Origin of the sequence: Cellulomonas sp. PhB143, assembly GCF_003752595.1 — a bacterium.
In the GTDB taxonomy this organism is placed as follows: Bacteria; Actinomycetota; Actinomycetes; order Actinomycetales; family Cellulomonadaceae; genus Paraoerskovia.
Map to the genome: position 1 here is coordinate 119,177 of NZ_RKIJ01000013.1, position 15,016 is coordinate 134,192.

At 73.3% G+C, this 15,016-nt stretch carries 12 protein-coding genes and 1 tRNA gene; 9 read left to right on the forward strand and 4 right to left on the reverse strand.

Annotated features, from left to right (window positions below; translation table 11 throughout):
• Positions 1 to 25 precede the first annotated feature (25 nt).
• From EDF32_RS10695 to EDF32_RS10705, 3 genes are all read left to right on the forward strand, one after another.
• The gene (locus EDF32_RS10695; RefSeq protein ID WP_123308538.1) at positions 26 to 445 is read left to right on the forward strand and encodes a DUF4383 domain-containing protein; all 420 of its coding nucleotides are present in this window, start codon (positions 26 to 28) and stop codon (positions 443 to 445) included.
• Positions 442 to 1,053: a hypothetical protein gene (locus tag EDF32_RS10700; RefSeq protein WP_123308539.1), complete on the forward strand. Its 612-nt coding sequence runs from the start codon at positions 442 to 444 to the stop codon at positions 1,051 to 1,053. The genes EDF32_RS10695 and EDF32_RS10700 overlap by 4 nt, the downstream gene beginning before the upstream one ends.
• Before the next feature lie 226 nt (positions 1,054 to 1,279).
• Positions 1,280 to 2,395 carry a helix-turn-helix transcriptional regulator gene (locus EDF32_RS10705; RefSeq protein ID WP_199734911.1) on the forward strand — a complete coding sequence of 372 codons (1,116 nt, stop codon included), beginning with the start codon at positions 1,280 to 1,282 and terminating at the stop codon, positions 2,393 to 2,395.
• A gap of 30 nt (positions 2,396 to 2,425) precedes the next feature.
• Here the strand turns inward: EDF32_RS10705 and EDF32_RS10710 are convergent.
• Positions 2,426 to 2,499, reverse strand: a tRNA-Leu gene (locus EDF32_RS10710).
• A 182-nt stretch (positions 2,500 to 2,681) separates the two neighbouring features.
• Here EDF32_RS10710 and EDF32_RS10715 point away from each other — a divergent pair.
• Positions 2,682 to 3,314, forward strand: coding sequence for an ANTAR domain-containing response regulator (locus EDF32_RS10715; RefSeq protein ID WP_370449978.1), 633 nt, complete (start codon positions 2,682 to 2,684; stop codon positions 3,312 to 3,314).
• Positions 3,315 to 3,512: 198 nt separating this feature from the next.
• The gene (locus EDF32_RS10720) at positions 3,513 to 4,190 is read left to right on the forward strand and encodes a GNAT family N-acetyltransferase (RefSeq protein WP_123308541.1); all 678 of its coding nucleotides are present in this window, start codon (positions 3,513 to 3,515) and stop codon (positions 4,188 to 4,190) included.
• A 65-nt stretch (positions 4,191 to 4,255) separates the two neighbouring features.
• Here EDF32_RS10720 and EDF32_RS10725 read toward each other — a convergent pair whose 3' ends face one another.
• Entirely contained in the window at positions 4,256 to 4,702 is a 447-nt protein-coding gene (locus EDF32_RS10725) for a hotdog fold thioesterase (protein WP_123308725.1), read from the reverse strand.
• A gap of 67 nt (positions 4,703 to 4,769) precedes the next feature.
• On the opposite strand from EDF32_RS10725, the gene polA reads away from it, so the two are divergent.
• A complete protein-coding gene (polA, locus tag EDF32_RS10730; RefSeq protein WP_233565882.1) occupies positions 4,770 to 7,397 on the forward strand; it encodes a DNA polymerase I in 2,628 nt (875 codons plus the stop codon).
• Positions 7,398 to 7,401: 4 nt separating this feature from the next.
• Here the strand turns inward: polA and EDF32_RS10735 are convergent, their stop codons facing one another.
• Positions 7,402 to 8,202 (reverse strand): class I SAM-dependent methyltransferase, encoded by an 801-nt coding sequence (locus EDF32_RS10735; RefSeq protein WP_123308542.1) that lies wholly within the window; start codon positions 8,200 to 8,202, stop codon positions 7,402 to 7,404.
• 244 nt (positions 8,203 to 8,446) lie between these two features.
• Between EDF32_RS10735 and rpsA the strand changes: the two genes are divergently transcribed.
• Complete coding sequence (gene rpsA, locus EDF32_RS10740; RefSeq protein ID WP_123308543.1) at positions 8,447 to 9,946, forward strand: 30S ribosomal protein S1; 1,500 nt, start codon at positions 8,447 to 8,449, stop codon at positions 9,944 to 9,946.
• A gap of 147 nt (positions 9,947 to 10,093) precedes the next feature.
• Here the strand turns inward: rpsA and EDF32_RS10745 are convergent, their stop codons facing one another.
• Positions 10,094 to 11,977, reverse strand: coding sequence for an ABC transporter ATP-binding protein (locus EDF32_RS10745; protein WP_123308544.1), 1,884 nt, complete (start codon positions 11,975 to 11,977; stop codon positions 10,094 to 10,096).
• 88 nt (positions 11,978 to 12,065) lie between these two features.
• Here EDF32_RS10745 and coaE point away from each other — a divergent pair, with 88 nt between their 5' ends.
• The gene (coaE, locus tag EDF32_RS10750) at positions 12,066 to 12,692 is read left to right on the forward strand and encodes a dephospho-CoA kinase (RefSeq protein WP_123308545.1); all 627 of its coding nucleotides are present in this window, start codon (positions 12,066 to 12,068) and stop codon (positions 12,690 to 12,692) included.
• Positions 12,693 to 12,725: 33 nt separating this feature from the next.
• Positions 12,726 to 14,828: an excinuclease ABC subunit UvrB gene (gene uvrB / locus EDF32_RS10755; RefSeq protein WP_123308546.1), complete on the forward strand. Its 2,103-nt coding sequence runs from the start codon at positions 12,726 to 12,728 to the stop codon at positions 14,826 to 14,828.
• Positions 14,829 to 15,016: the final 188 nt, after the last annotated feature.

Genomic DNA, 15,016 nt, shown 5'->3' on the forward strand with positions numbered 1-15,016 from the left:
GCCGACGACCGAAAGGTGGCACACCATGGCCTCGTCCACGAACAGACTCGTCGGAGCGATCTTCGGCGCCGTCTACCTGCTCGTCGGCCTCGCGGGCTTCGCCGTGACGTCCGGCGTCGGGTTCTTCGCGACGGAGGGCAAGGACCTCGTCGTGTTCGCGGTGAACCCGCTGCACAACGTCATCCATCTCGCCATCGGCGCCGCGCTGCTGATCGCCGCGCTGCGCTCTGTGCCCGCCGCGCGGGCGGTGAACGCCACCGTGGGCGGCGTCTACCTGCTGGTCGGCGTCCTCGGGCTCTTCCTCCTGGACTCCGCGGCCAACATCCTCGCCCTCAACGGTGCCGACAACGTGCTGCACCTCGCGAGCGCCATCCTGCTGCTCGCCGTGGGCCTCGGTGCGGAGCGGACGGTGACCACGACCAGCGGTCGGGCGGCGACCGCATGAGCGCCGTCCTGGCCCGGACCGCCGGTCCGGGCCACCGCGCCGCGAGCGCCGCGGGCGGAGGTCAGGCCGGGCCCGCCGCCCGGCGGCCGACCGACGTGCTCGCCGTCTCGACCTCCATGGCGGTGCTGGGCGCGGCGCTCGTGGACCTCGGGCTGGTGCGCGCGGTCCACGGCGCGGAGGTCGTCGTCCCTCTCGTGCTCGGCCTCGGCGCCGTCGCGCTGGGGCTCGTGGGGCTCCGCGGGGCGACCCCCGCCGTCTGGCGCGGCGGTGCGGCCGCCCTCGGCGGCGCCGTGCCGGCGTGGCTCCTGCTGGCGATCGGGACCGAGCGGGCGCTCGGTGCCGCCGACGTCGCGGCCCTCGCGCTCACCGCGCTCGCGTCGCTCGGGGCGGCGGGACTCGGCCGACGGCGAGGGGGCGCGCCGGTCCCGGCCGGCCCGTCCGCCCGGCCTCGGCTGCGTGCCCTGCGCGACCTGGGCGCGCTGCTGGCGGTCTCGCTCGTCGTCGCGGCGGTGGCAGCGGCAGGGCTCGCCGCGACCCCGGCCGGCGGGTCGGCGCACATGCCCGGCATGGAGCAGATGGAGCACATGGACGGCATGCCGGGCATGTAGCCCTCATCGACTGCGTCCCGGGCATCGCGTCCCAGATCATCGGTCCTCCTCCGTCACGCGGGTGCCGTGAACGCCGCGCGGCCCGTGCCGGCGCCGCGCCCGGCCTCGGCCGCCGTCTGCCCGCCGGGCCGGCGACCACACGGACGCTACGGCGGGGCAGGGGCCGGCGTCATCCCCCAGGTATCTGGGATGGCGCACCTGCGGCACCCGGCGTCAGACTCGTGACGTGCTGTCGACGGCGGCGGTGGAGCAGGCGCGGCGCGACATCGAGGCGATGTCGCGCTCCGGCATGCCGCTGACGCGGTTCACGGACGAGGCCTGCGCCGCGCTGGCGGTGGTGGTGCCCTTCGTCGCAGGCTGCGTGAGCACCTTCGACCCGGCCACGACGCTGCTGTCGAGCATCCGCAAGCTCGGTGCGCTCGAGGGGCGCAACGAGCACGACGTCTCGTGGGCGCAGATCGAGTACGCCGGGGGCGACCCGACCGCGATGGTCAGGCTGGTCGTGGCCGGCACCCCCGCGGTGGGTCTGCACGCCGCGACCGGGGGCCGGGTGGAGCGGTCCGTCCGGATGGCGGAGCTCATGGTCCCGGCGTTCGACTTCCGCGACGAGGCGCGTGCCGTGTTCACCGACCGCGGCGGTGCGTGGGGCTCGATGTCGCTGTTCCGCGGACCGGGCGACCGGCCGTTCTCGGCGGACGAGATCGCGCTGGTCGCGCAGCTGGCGCCGGCGTTCACCCGCGGGACCCGGGCGGGGCTGCTGGCGCAGCGCGCCGGCGAAGGCCCCCCGACGTCGTCCGGCCCGGCGATCGTCATCGTCGACGCGGCCGGCCGCGTCGTCCAGTCCAGCCCGGGCGCCGACGCCCGTCTGCTGCAGATGGCCCGCGCCCCGCGCTCGGGGGACCCCCTCGCGCTCGTCCACACGCTCGTCGCCGCCGCGCGCCGTTTCGCCCGCGGCGAGTGCGACGTCAGCCCGAGCGTGCGCGTCCGCACGCACGACGGCACCTGGCTCGTGCTGCGCGCCTCGCCGCTCAGCGGCGCCGACGACCGCGCCGGGGAGGTCGTGATCACGATGGCGGAGGCGCGGCCCCAGGAGGTGATCGACCTGGTCGCCGCCGCGTTCGCACTGACCGCCCGCGAACGGGACGTGACGGTCCTGGTGCTGCGGGGCGCGGACACCCGGGAGATCGCCCGGGCGATGCGCATCTCCGCCTACACCGTCCAGGACCATCTCAAGTCGGTGTTCGAGAAGGCCGCGGTGACGAGCCGCGGCGAGCTCGTCGCACGCGTCTTCTTCGACCAGTACGCCCCGCGCCTCGGCGAGCAGCCGGGCGGGCACCGCTGACCCGCGCGCGGGGTCTGCGGCACCGCCGGGTGCCCCGGGTGGGATTCGAACCCACACTGGATCGGGTTTGAGCCGAACGCCTCTGCCGGTTGGGCTACCGGGGCAGCGCGCCGGCTGGCCGGCGCACCGGGCCATCGAACCACATCGGCGCGGACGGATGAAACGAGCGTCACACCGCGGCGTGCGGCTCGCGTGCAGGAACTTTCCAGGGCCGAGCCGTAGAATGACGCACGTGAGTGACGACAACGCCAGCGCGAAGAAGCCCGAGCCCCTGGACCTGCCGCCGATGCTGGCGCAGGAGGACGCTCCTGAGCCGACCCCCGCGCCCCCGGCGCCCAAGAAGGGCGGACGGCGCGCCGTCGTCGCCGAGGACGAGGCCCTCATCCGCATGGACGTCGTGGAGACGCTCCGCGAGGCGGGCTTCGACGTCGTCGGCGAGGCCGGCGACGGCGAGACGGCCGTGAAGCTGGCGCTCGAGCTCAAGCCCGACGTCGTCGTGATGGACGTCAAGATGCCCGAGCTCGACGGCATCTCCGCGGCGGAGCGCATCGGCAAGGCGCACGTCGCGCCCGTCGTGCTGCTGACCGCGTTCTCTCAGACCGAGCTCGTCGAGCGCGCCCGCGACGCCGGCGCGATGGCGTACGTCGTCAAGCCGTTCACCCCGGCCGACCTGCTGCCGGCCGTCGAGATCGCGATCTCGCGCTACTCGCAGATCTCGGCCCTCGAGTCGGAGGTCGCCGACCTCGCCGAGCGGTTCGAGACGCGCAAGCGCGTGGACCGCGCCAAGGGCCTGCTGATGACGAAGATGGGCCTGTCGGAGCCGGAGTCGTTCCGCTGGATCCAGAAGACGTCGATGGACCGCCGCCTGACCATGCGCGAGGTCGCGGACGCCGTGATCGACCAGGTCGGCGGCGCCTGAGCGCTGCCTCCCGCGGACCGGTCTCCCGGTCTCCCCGCGCCCTGCGGGCCGCCGCACGGGACCGCGCGAGCGACTGGGGCTGGTCGGACCGCCCCGGTGGGGCTACAGTTCTGGACTGTTGTCCGACACGATTCGTGACCTTGCCTCGCAAGCGTCCGGCACCGTCGGTCCACCGCCGCAGATCCGAGGAGGTATGACGTGCGTCCAGGTATCGAGGTCCGTCGTGTCACCGGTCCGGAGCTCCCCGCGCTCGCGCGGATCAGCACCGAGGCGCGGGCCGAGTCGCTGACCGGCTCGCAGGTGTGCACGCAGGACGAGGCGAAGGTCGTGCGCCAGCTGAGCGTCCTGCTCGAGGTCGACGGCGGCGCCATCCTCGCGGCCTATCTGGACGACGTGCCCGTGGGTTTCGTCCTGACCCGCGTCGTGCGCCCGACGATCTTCGACACGAGCCCCGCGCTGCACATCGAGGCCATCTACGTCTCCCAGACGGCGCGGCGGCGCGGTGCCGGCCACGCGCTCCTGACCGCGGTCGCCGACCTGGCCGAGGAGGCGGGCGCCGTCGACGTCTTCTCGGTACCGATCCCCGGCGCGCGCGGCGTCCAGCGGTTCCTCGCCCGGGTCGGCTTCGCGCCGGCGGCCGGGCACCGGGTGGTCGCGACGGCGACGCTCAAGCGGCGGCTGGCCGCCGACCCGACGGCCAAGCGACGCGGCTCGAAGGAGGCGCTCGACGACCTCATCGCACGGCGGCGCAAGGCGCGCACGGAGGGCCTGAGCGGGCCCGTCGACCTGCGCAGCTTCCAGCGGTCCCTCGCGGAGGGCGGCGAGGACTCGCCCGGGACCCCTGCGGGCGCCGAGCCGCGCGACCTCGTCGGCTGACGGCCGGCTGACGGCCGGCTGACGGACGGCCGACGCGCGAGCTGGTCGACCGACCGGCGCCCCGGCTAGCGAGCCTCGAGCACGAGGCAGCTCAGGCGCGCGGTGCACACCCGGCGTCCAGCCTCGTCCGTCACGACGATCTCGTACGACGCCGTCGTGCGGCCGCGGTGCAGCGCCGTCGCGACCGCCGTGACCGTCCCCTCGCGCAGCCCCCGGTGGTGGGTGACGTTGAGCTCGGTGCCGACCGACGCGCGGCCCGGCCCCGCGTGGACCTGCGCCGCGACCGAGCCCACCGTCTCGGCGAGCGCCGCCGACGCGCCGCCGTGCAGCAGGCCCGCGGGCTGGGTGTTGCCGGAGACCGGCATCGTCGCCACGCACCGCTGTGCGGACGCCTCGACGAGCTCGATCCCGAGCCGTTCGATGAGCGTGCCGCGGGTGCTCGCGCGCAGGACGTCGAGGTCGTCGGGGTCGGGTCCGGTGGTGGCCCGGTCGGGTGCCGTCGTGTCGGTCATAGCGGATAGGTTGGCACCTGTGACTAGCGACGCGCGACCTCGGCTCCTGCTGATCGACGGCCACTCGATGGCATACCGGGCGTTCTTCGCGCTCCCGGTGGAGAACTTCTCCACCACGACGGGTCAGTCCACCAACGCGGTCTTCGGCTTCACCTCGATGCTCATCAACCTCCTGCGCGACGAGGCGCCCACGCACATCGCGGTGGCCTTCGACGCGGGCAGCACGACGTTCCGCACCGAGCAGCTGCCGAGCTACAAGGCCGGTCGCGCCGCGACGCCCGAGCCGTTCAAGGGCCAGGTGCCGCTGATCAAGGAGGTGCTCGAGGCCCTGAACGTGCCGGCGTTCGAGAAGCCGGGCTTCGAGGCCGACGACATCTTCGCGACGCTCGCCACCCGGGCCGCGGCGCAGGGCATGCAGGTGCTGGTGTGCTCGGGCGACCGCGACGCGTTCCAGCTCGTGTCCGAGGACGTCACGGTGCTCTACCCGAAGCGCGGCGTCTCCGACCTGACGCGCATGACGCCCTCGGCGGTCGCCGAGAAGTACGGGGTGCCGCCCGAGCGCTACCCGGACCTCGCGGCGCTCGTGGGGGAGACGGCCGACAACCTCCCGGGGGTCCCGGGCGTCGGGCCCAAGACGGCAGCGAAGTGGATCACCCAGTACGGCGACCTGGAGGCGGTGCTCGACGCGTCCGACGCGATCAAGGGCAAGGCCGGGGAGAGCCTGCGCGCCCACCTCGAGCAGGTGCGCTCGAACCGGCGGCTGAACGCCCTCCTGCGCGACATGGACCTGCCGGTCGGCCCGGAGGACCTCGCCACGCGCCCCTGGGACCGGGACGCCGTGCACCGCGTGTTCGACGCGCTGGAGTTCGCGGCCCTGCGCGAGCGGCTGCTCGCGCTCGGCCCCGAGTCGGACGCGCCCGAGGAGCCGGGGCTGGAGGTCGTGGTCGACGACGTCGCGCCCGGGCAGCTGGGCGTCTGGCTCGGCGCGCGCGCCGGGCGCCGGCTGGGCCTCGACGTCGAGGGGCGCACCACGCCCGTCGACGGCGACGCGTGGAGCGTCGCGGTCTCGGACGGCGAGCGCGCGGTCACCTGCGACCTCGCCGAGGCCGCACCCGAGGACGAGAGCGCCCTGGCGTCCTGGCTGGCCGACGCCAGCGCGCCCAAGGTGGTGCACGGTGCCAAGGCGGCCGCGCACGCGCTCGGCGCGCGCGGGCTCGCGCTGGAGGGCGTCGCCTTCGACACGGGGCTCGCGGCGTACCTGTGCCACCCCGACCAGCGCGGCTACGACCTCGGCGACCTCGCCGTGCGTCACCTGCACCGCGAGCTGAGGGTCGAGGACGAGGCCGACGCCCAGGGGGCGCTCGACCTCTCGCTCGACGGCTCCGGCGTCGGGCGCCAGGCCGCCGTGCGGGCGACCGCGGTGCTCGAGCTCGGCACCGTCCTCGCCGGCATGCTCGAGGACCGCGGCGCCACCGGGCTCCTCGCCGAGCTCGAGCTGCCGCTCTCGCGGGTGCTGGGCGAGATGGAGTCCGACGGCATCGCGGTCGACTCCGACGAGCTGCGGGGCCTGGAGCGGCACTTCGCCGAGCTCGTCGCGAGCGCCGCCGCGTCGGCGTTCGAGGTCATCGGCCGCGAGGTCAACCTCGGCTCGCCCAAGCAGCTCCAGGAGGTCCTGTTCGACCAGCTGGAGATGCCGCGGACGAAGCGGATCAAGACGGGCTACACGACGGACGCCTCCGCGCTCGCGGACCTGTTCGTCAAGACGGGCCACCCCTTCCTCGAGCACCTGCTCGCGCACCGCGACGCGAGCCGGCTGCGCCAGACGGTCGAGGGCCTGCTGCGCTCGGTGGCCGACGACGGCCGGATCCACACGACCTTCCAGCAGACCATCGCGGCGACCGGCCGGCTGAGCTCGACGGACCCGAACCTGCAGAACATCCCGATCCGCACGGAGGCCGGTCGCCGGATCCGGCGTGCCTTCGTCGTCGGCGACGGCTACGAGACGCTGCTGACGGCCGACTACAGCCAGATCGAGATGCGGATCATGGCGCACCTGTCGGGGGACGCCGGGCTGATCGAGGCGTTCCGCTCCGGCGAGGACCTGCACAGCTATGTCGGCTCGCGGGTGTTCGAGGTCCCGGCCGACGAGGTCACCCCGGCCATGCGCTCGAAGATCAAGGCGATGTCCTACGGGCTCGCGTACGGGCTCTCGTCCTACGGCCTGTCCAACCAGCTGAACATCGCGGTCTCCGAGGCGCAGGCGCTGATGGACGACTACTTCTCGCGGTTCGGCGGGGTGCGCGACTACCTGACCGGCGTCGTGGACGAGGCGAGGTCCACGGGCTACACCGCGACGATCCTCGGGCGCCGCCGCTACCTGCCGGACCTGACGAGCGACAACCGCCAGCGCCGGGACATGGCCGAGCGGATGGCGCTGAACGCCCCGATCCAGGGCAGCGCAGCCGACATCATCAAGGTCGCGATGCTCGGCGTGCGCCGGGCGATGGAGAAGCAGGGGCTGCGCTCGCGCCTGCTCCTGCAGGTGCACGACGAGCTGCTGGTGGAGGTCGCGCCGGGAGAGCGGGACGCCGTGGAGGCGCTGCTGCGCTCGGAGATGGGCGCGGCGGCCGACCTCTCGGTCCCGCTCGACGTGTCCGTCGGCGAGGGCACGAGCTGGCACGACGCGGGCCACTGACCCGCTACGGCCGGCGCGTCACGACGACGATCGTGCCGGGCAGGTACCGCCCGCGGACCGGGCCCCAGCCTCCCCAGACCTCCGTGTTGCCGGCGGGCCACTCCGGCTCGACGACGTCGCACACCTGGAGGCCGGCGGCGACGACGTCGCGCACGTGGTCGCCCACGGTCCGGTGGTACTCGGCGTAGGCGACGCGGCCGCCGGCGTCCCGCTCCACGTAGGGCGTGCGGTCGAAGTACGAGCGGGTCGCCGTGAGCCCGCGCTCGGAGGGGTCGTCGGGGAAGGCCCAGCGCAGGGGGTGCGTCGCGGAGAAGACCCAGCGCCCGCCGGGCCGCAGGACGCGGGCCGCCTCGGCGTGCACGCGCTCGGCGTCGGGGACGAACGGGATCGCGCCGAACGCGGTGAAGACGACGTCGAAGGCGGCGTCCGCGAACGGGAGGGCCCGGGCGTCGGCCTGGACGAGCGGCACGCGCCGCCCGCGGCCGGCGTCGAGGCGGGCGCCCGCCTCGAGCATCCCGGCGGAGACGTCGGTCGCGACGGCCCGGGCGCCCGCGTCGGTGAGCCAGCGCGCGCCCTGCGCGGCGCCCGCGCCGATCTCCAGCACCTGCCGGCCCCGCACCTCGCCGAGCAGATGGGCGTCGGCCTCGCGCAGCCCCTCGGGCCCCCAGCAGAGCTCGGCGGCGCCGAGGAACCCGCCGTGCTCGTCCTGGTACCCGGTCGCGTTCTCGTCCCACCACGCGCGGGCGGCCGAGCCGCCCTCGGCGTCGGGGACGGGCTGGTAACCGGCGGAACCGAGGTGGCTCATGGCCCCATCCTGCCGGACCTGCGTTGAACTCGGGGAGGTGCGCCGCTATGCTTGTCGATGGTGCCGTGCGCCTTGCACGCAGCGAGCTCAGCTCGTGCGTGCAGGTCGCGTCCGCACCGTCCCAACGGACCCGGGCTCCGGCCCGCCGCGCGAGGCGACCTCGGTCCCCGCGCGCGAGGGTCCGCTGAAACCAGCACCATTCCTGTCCGCACTACGTCCTGTCCGCATCGGAGCATCGAACTCTATGACCATCTCCACCCCCGCGAAGTCCGCCCCTCAGGTTGCCGTCAACGACATCGGCACCGAAGAGGACTTCCTGGCCGCCATCGACGCGACCATCAAGTACTTCAACGACGGCGACATCGTCGAAGGCACCATCGTCAAGGTCGACCGGGACGAGGTCCTCCTCGACATCGGTTACAAGACCGAGGGCGTCATCCCCTCCCGCGAGCTGTCCATCAAGCACGACGTCGACCCCGGTGAGGTCGTCGCGGTGGGCGACGCGGTCGAGGCCCTGGTCCTCCAGAAGGAGGACAAGGAAGGCCGCCTGATCCTGTCCAAGAAGCGCGCACAGTACGAGCGCGCCTGGGGCACCATCGAGAAGGTCAAGGAGGAGGACGGCGTCGTCACCGGCACCGTCATCGAGGTCGTCAAGGGCGGCCTCATCCTCGACATCGGCCTGCGCGGCTTCCTGCCCGCCTCCCTCGTGGAGATGCGTCGTGTCCGCGACCTCCAGCCGTACGTCGGCAAGGAGATCGAGGCCAAGATCATCGAGCTCGACAAGAACCGCAACAACGTCGTCCTCTCGCGCCGTGCCTGGCTCGAGCAGACGCAGTCCGAGGTGCGCTCGACCTTCCTGCAGACGCTGCAGAAGGGCCAGGTCCGCCCCGGTGTCGTCTCCTCGATCGTCAACTTCGGTGCGTTCGTGGACCTGGGCGGCGTCGACGGCCTCGTGCACGTCTCCGAGCTGTCCTGGAAGCACATCGACCACCCGTCCGAGGTCGTCGAGGTCGGCCAGGAGGTCACGGTCGAGGTGCTCGACGTCGACTTCGACCGCGAGCGCGTCTCGCTGTCGCTCAAGGCGACGCAGGAGGACCCCTGGCAGACGTTCGCCCGGACCCACGCGATCGGCCAGGTCGTCCCGGGCAAGGTCACCAAGCTCGTCCCGTTCGGTGCGTTCGTGCGCGTCGAGGACGGCATCGAGGGCCTCGTGCACATCTCGGAGCTCGCCGTGCGCCACGTCGACCTGCCCGAGCAGGTCGTCACGGTCGGCGAGGAGGTGTTCGTCAAGGTCATCGACATCGACCTCGAGCGTCGCCGCATCTCGCTGTCGCTGAAGCAGGCCAACGAGGGCGTCAACCCGGAGTCGGACGACTTCGACCCGGCGCTCTACGGCATGGCGGCCGAGTACGACGAGCAGGGCAACTACAAGTACCCCGAGGGCTTCGACCCCGAGTCGAACGAGTGGCTCGAGGGCTTCGAGACCCAGCGCGAGGCGTGGGAGGCGGAGTACGCCAAGGCCCACGAGCGCTGGGAGGCGCACCGCAAGCAGGTCTCGGAGGCCATCAAGGCCGACACCGAGGCGTCGCTCGCGCCGTCCTCCTCGTCCTCGAGCAGCAGCTCGTCGTCGACCGGTGGCGGCAGCTCCTCGTACTCCTCGGCCCCCGCGGCCGAGGAGACCGGCGGCACGCTCGCGTCGGACGAGGCGCTCGCGGCCCTGCGCGAGAAGCTCACGGGCAACTGAGCCCACCCGGGCGCCCGGCCGGTCCGCCGGCCGGGCGCCCGTCAGCACGGCGGCCCGTCACCTCCTCGGAGGTGACGGGCCGTCGTCGTCGGGGCCCTGCCGTCCCCTGCCGTCCCCTGCCGTCCTTTGCCGGTCGCCGGCGCGTCGTCAGGCGGCCGCCGGCGCGAACTGCGTCCGGTAGAGCTCGGCGTACAGGCCGCCCCGGGCGAGCAGCTCGGTGTGCGTCCCGCTCTGGACCACCCGTCCCGAGTCGAGCACCACGATGGCGTCGGCCTCGCGCACGGTCGAGAGCCGGTGGGCGATGACGAGCGACGTGCGCCCCTCCAGGGCGCGGGCGAGCGCGCGCTGCACGGCGACCTCGGACTCCGAGTCGAGGTGGGCCGTGGCCTCGTCGAGGACGACGACGTCGGGCGCCTTGAGCAGGAGGCGGGCGATGGCCAGGCGCTGGCGCTCGCCGCCGGAGAGCCGGTACCCGCGGTCGCCGACGACGGTCGCGGTGCCGTCGGGCAGCGACCGGACCAGGTCCCACACGTGGGCCTGGCGCAGGGCCTCCTCGATCTCGGCGTCGCTCGCGTCGGGTCGCGCATAGCGCAGGTTCCCGGCGACGGAGTCGTGGAACAGGTGGGCCTCCTGCGAGACCACGCCCACGGTGGCCCGGAGCGTCGCCTGCGACGCCCGGGTCAGCTCGACGCCCGCGATCCGGACCGTTCCCTCCGTCGGGTCGTACATGCGGCTCACGAGCTGGGTGAGCGTCGTCTTGCCGGCCCCGGACGGGCCGACGAGCGCGACCATGGCGCCCGCCGGCACGGTGAAGGACACGTCGTGCAGGGTGTCCTCGGTCGCGTCGCCCGCGGGCGCCCCCACGTTCTCCAGCGAGGCGAGCGAGACGTCCTGCGCACCCGGGTAGCGGAAGGTGACGTGGTCGACCTCCACGCGGGCGCCGGCGTCGCGCACGGCGGCTCGCAGGTCCACGGGGTGCGCGGGCTCGGCGACCGACGGCCTCAGGTCGAGCACCTCGAGCACCCGCTCGAAGCTCACGAGCGCCGTCATCACATCGACCTGGACGTTCGACATGGCGGTCAGCGGGCCGTAGAGGCGGCCCAGGTAGGCGGTCAGGGCGACGACGACGCCCACGGTCAGCTCGCCCCGGACCGCGAGCACCCCGCCCAGGCCGTAGACGACCGCGACCGCGACCGAGGCGACCATGGTCAGGCCCACGCGGAAGTAGGTCGCGTAGAGGGCCTGCCGGACCCCGATGTCCCGGACCCGCCGGGCCTGCGCGGCATACCCCGCGGCCTCGCGCTCGGGGTCGCCGAAGATCTTCACCAGGTGCGCGCCCGCGACGTTGAACCGTTCGTTCATGGTCTGCGCGGCGTCCGCGTTGAGCTCGTAGCCCTCCCGGGTGATCGCGGCGATGCGTCGCCCGACCCACCGCGCAGGGAGCACGAACGCCGGCACGAGCACGAGCGAGACGAGGGTCAGCCGCCAGGACATCGACAGCATCGCGGCCAGGACGAACGCGATGGTCAGGGTGTTGCTCACCACGTTCTGCAGGGTGGCGGTGAAGGCCTGCTGCGCGCCGAGGACGTCGCCGTTGAGCCGTTGGACGAGGGCACCCGTCCGGGCGCGGGAGAAGAAGGCCAGCGGCATGCGCTGGACGTGGTCGAAGACCGCGGTGCGCAGGTCGAGGATCAGGCCCTCGCCGACGCGCGCGCTCAGCCAGCGCGTGGCGAGCCCGAGGAGCGCGGTCACGACCGCGAGCGCCGCGGCGGTCGCGGCGAGACCGAGCACCACGTCCGTGCGGCCCGGCGTGATCCCGTCGTCGATGAGGTCCCTGAACAGCAGCGGCGTCACGGCCCCGACGGCGGCGTCCAGGGCGACGAGGACGAGGAACACCGTGAGCTCGCGCCGGTAGGGCCGGGCGAAGGCGAGGACGCGCCGGACCGTCCCGGGCGCGAGGCGGTGCCGGGTGACGCTCGAGTCCTGGCGGAACGACGACGTCGTGCGCGGCGAGAAGTGGGGGACGGACATGTGCTCTCCTGCTCCGGGCGCGGACGCGCCCACCGGGGCAACACCGCGCGCGGGCGCATCCTTCCGGGCGTGCTGGCACGATGGGGTGATGTTCAGGATCGGGTTGACGGGCGGGATAGCGGCGGGCAAGTCGGCGGTGGCGGAGCGGCTCGCGGAGCGGGGGGCCGTGGTCGTGGACTACGACCTGCTGGCACGGGAGGCGGTGCGTCCGGGGTCGGTCGGGCTGGACGGGATCGTCGCGGCGTTCGGCGCCGACGTCGTCCTGCCGGACGGGACGCTCGACCGTGCGGCCACGGCGACGCTGGTGTTCGGGGACGCGCAGGCGCGGGCGCGGCTCGACGCGATCGTGCACCCGGAGGTCCGGCGGCTCGCGGCGGAGCGGGAGGCCGCGGTGGCGGCCGGGGACGCGCGCGCCGTCGTCGTGCACGACGTGCCGCTGCTGGTCGAGACCGGCCGGACCGACGACTTCGACCTCGTGCTGGTGGTGCAGGCCCCCGAGGCGCTGCGCCGCGAGCGGCTGGTCGCGGGGCGGGGGCTGAGCACCCAGGACGCCGGGGGCCGGATCGCCGCGCAGGCCTCGGACGAGCAGCGCGCCGCGGCGGCCGACGTGCTGCTCGACGGCTCGGGGGACCTGGCCGCGCTGCGCGCCCAGGTCGACGACCTGTGGGCGCGGATCGCCGCGGAGGTCGCCGCGGAGGCGGACGAGCCGGCCTGACCGCGTGTCGGTGGCGCGGCGTACCGTGGCGGCATGCGACCCGTCACCGACCTGCAACGCACCGTGGCGCCGTTCGAGGTGGTGTCCGAGTACACGCCGTCGGGCGACCAGCCCACCGCCATCGCGCAGCTCTCCGAGCGGATCCGGGCGGGGGAGAAGGACGTCACGCTGCTCGGCGCGACCGGCACCGGAAAGTCCGCGACCACGGCCTGGCTGATCGAGAAGCTCCAGCGCCCGACGCTGGTGATGGCCCCGAACAAGACCCTGGCGGCGCAGCTTGCGACGGAGTTCCGCGAGCTCCTGCCGAACAACGCGGTCGAGTACTTCGTCTCGTACTACGACTACTACCAGCCCGAGGCGTACATCGCGCAGACGGACACCTACATCGAGAAGGACTCCTCGATCAACGACGAGGTCGAGCGCCTGCGGCACTCGGCGACGTCCTCGCTCCTGACCCGACGCGACGTCATCGTGGTCGCCTCGGTGTCGTGCATCTACGGCCTGGGCACGCCGCAGGAGTACGTCGACCGGATGGTGCGGATCGACGTCGGCGACCAGGTGGACCGCGACGACCTGCTGCGCCGCTTCGTGACGATGCAGTACACGCGCAACGACGTCGCGTTCACGCGCGGCACGTTCCGGGTGCGCGGCGACACCGTCGAGATCATCCCGGTGTACGAGGAGCTCGCGATCCGTTTCGAGTTCTTCGGCGACGAGATCGAGTCGATCCAGACGCTGCACCCGCTCACGGGCGAGGTGGTGCGCTCGGAGCAGAGCATGTTCGTGTTCCCCGCGACGCACTACGTCGCCGGGCCGGAGCGCATGGAGCGGGCGATCGGCACCATCGAGGCGGAGCTCGCCGACCGGCTGGCGGAGCTCGAGCGGCAGAACAAGCTGCTCGAGGCCCAGCGCCTGCGCATGCGCACCACCTACGACATCGAGATGATGCGCCAGATCGGCTCCTGCTCCGGGATCGAGAACTACTCGCGGCACATCGACGGGCGCGAGCCCGGCTCGGCGCCGAACACGCTGCTCGACTACTTCCCCGAGGACTTCCTGCTCGTCATCGACGAGTCGCACGTGACCGTCCCGCAGATCGGCGCGATGTTCGAGGGCGACATGTCGCGCAAGCGCAGCCTCGTGGAGCACGGCTTCCGGCTGCCCAGCGCGACGGACAACCGCCCGCTGCGCTGGGAGGAGTTCGTGGACCGCATCGGCCAGACCGTCTACCTCTCGGCGACGCCGGGCAGCTACGAGCTCTCGATGTCCGACGGCGTGGTCGAGCAGATCATCCGCCCCACCGGGCTCGTGGACCCCAAGGTCGTGGTGAAGCCGACGACCGGGCAGATCGACGACCTCCTGGGCGAGATCCGCGAGCGCACCGCACGCAACGAACGGGTGCTCGTCACGACGCTGACCAAGAAGATGTCGGAGGACCTCACGGACTATCTCCTCGAGCGGGACGTGCGGGTGCGCTACCTGCACTCGGAGGTCGACACGCTGCGCCGCGTCGAGCTGCTGCGCGAGCTGCGGACGGGGGAGTACGACGTCCTGGTCGGGATCAACCTCCTGCGGGAGGGTCTCGACCTACCAGAGGTCTCGCTCGTCGCGATCCTCGACGCCGACAAGGAGGGCTTCCTGCGCTCCGGGACGTCCCTGATCCAGACGATCGGCCGCGCGGCGCGCAACGTCTCGGGCGAGGTGCACATGTACGCCGACAAGATCACCGCGGCGATGAAGCAGGCGATCGAGGAGACCGACCGCCGCCGGGAGAGGCAGGTCGCGTACAACGTCGAGCACGGCGTGGACCCGCAGCCGCTGCGCAAGCGGATCTCCGACGTCACGGACATGCTCGCCCGCGAGGACATCGACACCGCGGAGCTGCTCCAGGGCGGGTACCGCAAGCCCGGTCAGGGGACGCGCGCACCGGTGCCGGGCGCGCCGAAGGAGGGCGCGGTGTCGGGCAACCGGCTCGCCGGGCTCGCCGCGGCCGACCTCGCGGGCCTGATCCAGGAGCTGAGCGACCAGATGCACGCCGCGGCGGGGGAGCTGCAGTTCGAGCTCGCGGCGCGGCTGCGCGACGAGATCGGCGGCCTCAAGAAGGAGCTGCGGCAGATGCAGGCCGCGACGGCGTAGCCCTCTGGCCGCGGGGCCGCGCGATCGCCTACGCTGTACCCATCGTGAGGGGAGTATTCCCACGCGGTGGCGTCGTCAGTACGGTCCGTTCCGCAGCGGGCCCGGTGCCACCGGTTCGCGCACACGCGAGGTCGATCGGTCGCCGGGACGGGACCGAGGAGCCGGCGTCCGGGCGGAAGAGACCTCCG